This window comes from Bacillus sp. EE-W1 (genome assembly GCF_009760835.1).
Taxonomy (GTDB): domain Bacteria; phylum Bacillota; class Bacilli; order Bacillales; family Bacillaceae_G; genus Bacillus_A; species Bacillus_A wiedmannii.
Genome location: NZ_WIPE01000109.1, coordinates 1 through 7,580 on the forward strand (window position 1 = coordinate 1; position 7,580 = coordinate 7,580).

Annotated in this window: 7 protein-coding genes and 1 pseudogene; 1 reads left to right on the forward strand and 7 read right to left on the reverse strand. The window is 35.5% G+C overall.

The window, feature by feature from the left end; all coding sequences use genetic code 11:
* Nucleotides 1-72: 72 nt before the first annotated feature.
* The 7 genes and pseudogenes from nprB to GFJ36_RS25935 form a co-directional block, all read right to left on the reverse strand.
* Nucleotides 73-1,722, reverse strand: coding sequence for a neutral protease NprB (gene nprB / locus GFJ36_RS25905; RefSeq protein WP_137035354.1), 1,650 nt, complete (start codon nucleotides 1,720-1,722; stop codon nucleotides 73-75).
* Between the two features lie 159 nt (nucleotides 1,723-1,881).
* Nucleotides 1,882-2,577, reverse strand: a complete 696-nt coding sequence (locus GFJ36_RS25910) for a pirin family protein (protein ID WP_087981977.1) — start codon at nucleotides 2,575-2,577, stop codon at nucleotides 1,882-1,884.
* Nucleotides 2,578-2,628: 51 nt separating this feature from the next.
* Complete coding sequence (locus GFJ36_RS25915) at nucleotides 2,629-3,039, reverse strand: MarR family winged helix-turn-helix transcriptional regulator (RefSeq protein WP_000845460.1); 411 nt, start codon at nucleotides 3,037-3,039, stop codon at nucleotides 2,629-2,631.
* 112 nt (nucleotides 3,040-3,151) lie between these two features.
* Nucleotides 3,152-3,586 carry a DUF3920 family protein gene (locus tag GFJ36_RS25920; protein ID WP_000422822.1) on the reverse strand — a complete coding sequence of 145 codons (435 nt, stop codon included), beginning with the start codon at nucleotides 3,584-3,586 and terminating at the stop codon, nucleotides 3,152-3,154.
* A 61-nt stretch (nucleotides 3,587-3,647) separates the two neighbouring features.
* Nucleotides 3,648-4,316, reverse strand: a pseudogene (gene uptA, locus GFJ36_RS25925) (undecaprenyl phosphate transporter UptA).
* A gap of 80 nt (nucleotides 4,317-4,396) precedes the next feature.
* Nucleotides 4,397-5,596, reverse strand: coding sequence for a cation:proton antiporter (locus tag GFJ36_RS25930; RefSeq protein WP_000380223.1), 1,200 nt, complete (start codon nucleotides 5,594-5,596; stop codon nucleotides 4,397-4,399).
* Nucleotides 5,597-6,094: a cation:proton antiporter regulatory subunit gene (locus GFJ36_RS25935; RefSeq protein WP_001026069.1), complete on the reverse strand. Its 498-nt coding sequence runs from the start codon at nucleotides 6,092-6,094 to the stop codon at nucleotides 5,597-5,599.
* 409 nt (nucleotides 6,095-6,503) lie between these two features.
* Here GFJ36_RS25935 and GFJ36_RS25940 point away from each other — a divergent pair.
* Nucleotides 6,504-7,580, forward strand: a 1,077-nt coding sequence (locus GFJ36_RS25940; protein WP_157349784.1) for an alanine/glycine:cation symporter family protein, incomplete at its 3' end; no start/stop codon positions are given.

Sequence of the window (7,580 nt, forward strand, 5' to 3'; positions counted from 1 at the left end):
ATTAGCCCTCACCAATCGGGCTTTTACGGGATAAAGAAAGACCTGACATCCTAGTCAGGCCTTTTTCTCTTATTATTTTACGCCTACTGCATCATAAGCTTTCGTTACAGCTTGTACAGCTTTAGAGTTTTTACCATATAAATCTTCAGCTGACTGCAGAGCAGCTTGACGCATCATCTTAAAGTCAGAGTTTGCAGTTAAATATTTCGTAAGAGCACGGTAATAAATTTTTTCTGTCGCTTCACGGCCTACTCCAGTTACTTTCACACCGTAATGCTCTCCGCCATCAGATACTAAATATGCAGCTTTATTGTTAATACTACTGTTAATATGAACGCCGCCATTATCAGCTGTTCCAGTGTAGCGTTTATTGTAATGATCTGGGTAACCTTCACCTGGTTTTAATGGATTTGGAATAGATGCTGGATCTTTCAGAGAACGAAGTGCATCACCAGGTTTTCCAGGTGTATAAATGTCAGCACCTAAATCCCAGCTCTTCTTCTCAACCATGACACCCATAATATCAGATAACGATTCATTTAACGCACCTGACTCATTTTTATAAACAAGGTTTGCTGTATGTTCAGTTACAGCATGCGTTAATTCATGACCGATAACATCTAGTCCAGCAGATAATGGAATGAATGTTTTTCCATCGCCATCACCATACATCATTTGTACACCGTTCCAAGCTGCGTTATTCCAGCTTTCTCCGACGTGAACAGTAGAAATAAGCTTCGCACCTTTATCATCGAAAGAGTTACGATTAAATGTCTTTTTGTAGTAATCGTATACTTTTCCTGCATTTACATGCGCATCAACCGCTGCTTTATCTTCGAAGAACTTAGATTTACTCTCAACCTCTTCTCCTGTATATCCAAGCCATTGTGAGAATAAATTAAACAAGTTTTCATCCATATTTTCTGCATCAAATGTGTGAACACCTTGTCCTCGTTTACCATCAAATAAGTTGAACGCTCCTGTTTTCTCATCTTGAGCAATTTCAAATGATTGTCTATCGCCTAATACTCCGTAACCAAATCCTGTAATGTGATCTACAGCGTTATATTTCTCAATCACATTTCCATTCGTTGCATCAACAAAATAATGCCAATATCCTGGAGCTGGTTTTGAAATCGATGCTTTAACTAAGTATGCAAGATAGTACTTCCCATCTTTTTCATACACAAATAAATCTTTTTTCACACCGTCATAATTCTTTACTTTACCAACTTCTTTTTCAATTTCTGCCTTTGCAATCGTTTCAGCTTGCTCTGCACTAATATTTGCAAACGCAGGAATATTTTTATCCTCTAAATTCGGAATAACTTGTCCGAAGAATGCTTTTACATTATTTTCTTTATCAAGTGTAACAGTTTGATCTGAACCATACACAGGAATGTTATTATGCTTCTCAACTAACTTCACATGTGTTGTGCCAGATTCAGCATCTTTTTCTTCCCCAACGACATTGAAATGTTTATCAATATTTCCTGCTAATTTAAACATATCTTTCTTACTCTCTAAATATTGAAAGACTGTCTCTTTTTTATCTAGTCCTTCCGGTGCTTTCCATTCTTCACCTATGTATGCAGGCGTTTTAAATTCTTGATGATATTGAATTTTTTGTTCTTCCGCTTTCGTTGTCGTTGCTCCAAATGTTCCAAATCCCCCGGCGATAACAGTTAAGGCTAATGCTGATGAAATGACTTGCTTTTTCACTATAACATTCCCCATTCCCATAAAGATTTTTGACACTTTTATACAATTCTTATTTTCTGGGCTAATACCTTTTTCTAAATATTGAGAAAATTTTTTCTGACAATTCCACTCAAAAAAAGAGGACATCCATTCCATGTCCTCTTTTCCATAAACGTTCTATTATTTTTTCAATTCGATTGCTAAATAGTGTGATCGTTCTTTCGCTTCAATATGAATATCCTCTTCTATCGCTTCTGCTGCATCACGCATAACAAGATTTTCACCATTTATTACACTACTCCCTTCAATTTGTACAAGGTACAATTGACGGCCTTCTTGCACCGGGAAATGAATTTCTTTTCCAGCATCTAACGATAAAGAATATAAATTCGCATCTTGGTGAATACGAATTGGTGCCTCTCCTTCTACTGGAGATACCATATGGAACCATTCATTTTCACGCTTGCCCCAATCAAATGTAAACTCACCATAGTTTGGTTTATGATCCGCACGATCTGGTAAAATCCAAATTTGTAATAAACGTAGTGTTTCATTTCCTAAATTATGCTCGCTATGAAATACACCTGTGCCAGCACTCATATATTGAACATGTCCTCGCTCAATTGTTCCGCGGTTCCCCATGCTATCCTCATGTGTTAAAGCACCATCTACAACGTACGAAATGATTTCCATATCGCGGTGCGGATGCATATCAAAACCAGTTTGTGCCGCTACTAGATCATCATTAATTACACGCAATGCTCCAAAGTTCATGTTATTCGGGTTATAGTAATTCGCAAAGGAAAAATGAAAATGTGTATTTAACCAACCGTGATTTGCTCTTCCCATATTTTTATGATCAACTTTTCTAAACATATCCTTCACCTCATATTATCTCGAATTCAAGATTTATTCCAAAAATTTTTCTTACTGTAATTTTTTTAGTAATTGTAATAATTGATGTTGTTCTTCTACATTTAAATTTTGAAACTGCTCCGCTTGGAACGTTTCTTGAGGCGGGACGATTTCTTCATATAAAGCTTTTCCCTTTTCTGTTAACGAAATATATTTTGTAGTACCTTCTTGTTCACGATGAATCCACTCCAGCTGCTCCATTTTATTTAATAGCTGCGTGATATTTCCCTTCGTAACAAATAGTTTATTTCCGAGCTCTTGCTGCGTTAGACGATTATGTCCTCCAACTTGAGCTAGCACATCAAACTGAGCGGCAGATACATTCCATTCTTTCAAATGCTGATTCGTCTCACGAATACTTTTGTTATAAAAACGTGATAAACGAAACCATAATAGTAATCCGAGTCTATCTTCTGTCTTCATTCTATCACCTCGCTCATTTCATACCATTAGTTTAGAACTAAACTTTATAAAAGTCAATCACTTACTTTTAGTAATTAATAAAGAAAGCACAGTGCCATTTCTTCACTATGCTTTACATTAACTTTCTATTTTTATATTCATCTAACTTCCTCTCCGCGAACTTTCTCGCATCTTTCTCAATCCATCTATCTTCGTACAATTCACTTCCAACATACAATACTTCCCTCTTATGCTGCATCGCATGGCGAAATTCATGCAGTAGTGTTTTGAGCACCTGCTCATACTCTTCCCATATGCAAACAAAAATTAATTGTTTTTCTTTATGATAAAAACCACCTACTGGGAATAAGAATTCCTCTTCTTCTTCTCCTAATGATAGAAGCACATGATTCGCATCACACGTATCACAAAAAATAACTGGTGTTTTACATACTTCAATCAGTGAAAACAAATCATCTCTAAGCCTTTTGACATCCCAAGGAAGCTCCGAATCCAACACATACCAATTCTCCACCTGTTGATATACATTTTGAAACTGGAGTTCCATTTTTCTATAATCTCCTTTCCAAACTCCCTTTTCCTATATGTATGCCACAATATGTAAAATATTAAACCTGCTCTTTCCCCTTTCGAAAAGTGACAATAAAAAAAGAATCTATGTCAGCATAGATTCTTTTTACGTAATCACTTTTTTTCATCATTTTTTTTAATACAAAGTAACCAATTGCACAAACAATAGCAGCAAGTGCAAATTATTTCACATATGGCCCAGCGACTTTATTAATACTTTCCCACTCTGTTCATAATTTAAAACCTAAATATACAAATACAACGGACCACGGAATAACAGCTAATGTAGTTAGCGTAATAAACTTAGCATGTGACATTTTTGCAATCCCTGCTAGTATCGAAATAGCATGACGCACAACAGGAATAAAACGCGCTGTAAAAATAACGCCAGTTCCGTAACGATTAAACCAATCTTCAGCATAATCAATATGTTTCTTTTGAATTTAAATATATTTTCCATATCGCTCAAGGACGGGTCTTCCTCCGTATCGACCGATCCAATAAATGAATAATTGTGCGATTACACCACCAATTGTACCGAACGCGACAGCGCCCCAAAACGTAATGCTTCCTGTTGATACTAAATAACCTGCATAAGACAATACGATTTCACTCGGAATAACCTCTAACATCAATCCAAGCATAATTCCCCAATAAACAAGTCCTTCTAGAAAAACTAAAACGGAATGAATCAACTCTCCTAACATTATGTACCTCTCTTTACTTTTTTCATTGCAAAAAACAAAAGTACAAGCAGTAAATATCTTGTACTTTTATTTTTTTAAAATTAGTTAGTCTTCGTATCCCACTTAAAGATTTTATTTAAAAATTTATATACATTCTTTGACTCTTTCGTCAGAAGTGGACCTAAGATGGATAGTATAAGCACGTATAGTGCCGAGAATGGTTTCAAGACTGACATTAAACCACCGGCGATTCCGATATTGGCCATAATGATGGAGAATTCTCCTCTTGAAACGATTGTTAATCCAATATTTGTTGACGCTTTATGAGATAATCCAGCTTGTCGCCCTGCAATCATTCCTGCAACAAAGTTACCGATGATTGTAAGAAGGACAGCACCTAACGTTAACCATATCGCTCCGCCTAATGAAAACGGATCAATGCTTAATCCGAAACTAAAGAAGAAAATAGCTCCGAAAAAGTCTCTAAATGGAACAACGAGATGCTCAATTCTGTCACTATGCTCTGTCTCAGAGAAAACTAATCCTAAAAGAAGTGCTCCAATTGCTTCGGCAACGTGAATTGTTTCCGAGAAACCTGCAATAAAGAATAACGAAGCAAATACTACAATAATGAAAATTTCATCTGAACTAATATTGAGCAATTTATTTAATAACGGCGTCGCCTTTCTAGCTACAATAAAGAATAGAAGCATGTATCCTAAAGCAATTCCAATTGAAGTAAGAGCACCTAGGAAGGAAGCATGATCCCCTAGAACTAAACCAGAGACAACTGATAAATATACAGCAAGGAATATATCTTCAAACATAATAATTCCTAAAATTAATTCGGTTTCATTATTACCAGTTCTTCTTAAATCCACTAACACCTTTGCAACGATAGCACTAGAAGAAATCGTAATAATACCCGCAATAATTAAGATTTCTAGTAAAGGGAATCCCATTATAAATCCGTATAATAATCCAAGTGAAAAGTTAATTAAAATATAAATTGTTCCGCCAATCGCAATAGAACGTCCAGATTTAATTAGTTTTTTCATCGAGAACTCTAGTCCTAGGTAGAACAGAAGGAACAGAACGCCAATCCGTCCAAGGAAGGAAATTACACTCGCACTTTCAATAAATTTAAGATCGATAACACCTATTGTCGGTGCGTGCGGTCCTACTAACATTCCAAGAACAATTAGAAAAGGAATTACTGAAAATTTAAACTTCCCAGCAATTACTGCCGCAATTGCAACTAATACTAACGCTGTACCAACTTCAAAAATTAACGTATCCATCTAGTCAGTCCCCCTATTCGAAAGTAACTCATTAATAATCTTTTTAATTTCTTCTCTCTCGCCTGAAACTACAAGCATATCGCCTTCTTCAATTACCGTTTCTGGTCCTGGATTAAATAGCTTTTTCATATTCTTTTTCATAACTGCAATAATCGTTACGCTATATGTTTTTCTTATTTCAAGGTCGCCAATTGTTTTTCCGATTGCTGGAGCTGCATTCTCCACTTTAAACCACTCAATCGCTAAACCTTCAAAGACCATTTCAACATTTTCTAATGCTCTAGGCTTGTATACCATTCCACCTAATATTGCTGCAATTTGTCTTGCCTCTGAGTCACGTAATGAAATACTTGAGATGCTTTCTTCATGATCTGAATCAAAATGATACATTTCTCTACGTCCATCATCATGAATAACAATCACCATCTTTTCGTTACCTTTCGTAACGATTTGAAACTTATAACCAATACCCGGAAGTTCACTTTCTCTAATATTCATATTTAGCTCCTCCATAACTTCTTTATTTAAATTTTCTGTTTTTCTGTCTTTTGTTCATTAAATCAATTTTAGAAATTCTAACCATTCAGGATACCTGTGACTTGGAAATCTTTTATTGTAATAATAAGTGGCTCCTAAAAAGATACTTAAAGATGTAATGATAAAAAATATATTACTTCTCATTTTCAAACTTTTAAGGCTTACTTTCAATAAAGTTTCTTCTTTCAAATTATCCCCTCTTTCTCGCTTTACATTTAGTTTTTTAAAATGTAAATAATTCTAAAAATATTACGATGTAACATAATCATAACACAAAACACGTTTATGTAACATGATTTTTTAGAAAAATTGATTCTCGTATATTTTTTGCATATAATTTTCTTATTACGGAAAAAAGGAAGTGTATTATATGGTTGATATCTTTAGCAGATTCCTTGAGGTAACGAATAATATTTTATGGTCATATATTCTTATTGCAATGCTAATCGGCTTCGGTCTTTATTTCTCTTTTAAATTAAAATTCGTCCAAATTACTCATTTCGGTGAGATGGTCAGTTTAATTAGTAAAGGGTTTAATCGAAAAGAAAAAAAGAAAGATAGCATCTCTCCATTCCAAGCATTTTGCTTAAGTGCAGCAGCACGTATCGGTATCGGAAACTTAGCTGGTGTAGCATTAGCCATTTCAATGGGTGGACCTGGTGCAATATTTTGGATGTGGTTTATCGCAATTATCGGAGCAGCTACTAGTTTCGTAGAATGTACGCTCGCGCAAATTTATAAAGTAAAAGATGGCAGCAGGTTCCGTGGTGGACCAGCATATTACATGGAAAAAGGATTAAACAAACGCTGGATGGGTGTTTGGTTCTCACTTCTTATTACAGTTGCGTACGGATTGATCTTCAATTCAGTACAAGCAAATACGGTAACAATAGCGTTTGAAAATGCTTTTGGACTAGAGCGAACGATCGTAGGAGCTCTATTAGCTTTATTAGTTGCAGTTATTATTTTTGGTGGTATCAAGAGCATTTCACGTATTACAGAAATGATTGTCCCTCCAATGGCGATCATTTATATCGGTGTGGCTATTTTTGTCGTAATTAACAACTTCAATATGTTACCAAGCATTTTTATGGAAATATTTAACAGCGCATTTGGTTTAGACCAAGCTATCGCTGGTGGTATTGGAGCAGCAATCAAATTCGGAATTCAGCGCGGTTTATTCGCGACAGAAGCAGGTATGGGTAGCTCCCCTAACGCAGCAGCAACATCAGATGTATCTCACCCTGTAAAACAAGGACTTGTTCAAGCATTAGGTGTTTTCGTAGATACATTCTTAGTATGTACATCAACAGCGTTTATCGTATTATGTTCTGGACTTTACAAAGGATCGAATTTAGAAGGTATTGAATTAACACAACAAGCATTAAGCTCACAAATTGGACCGTGGGCAAGCACTTTCTTAGCGATTATTATTTTCCTATTCGCT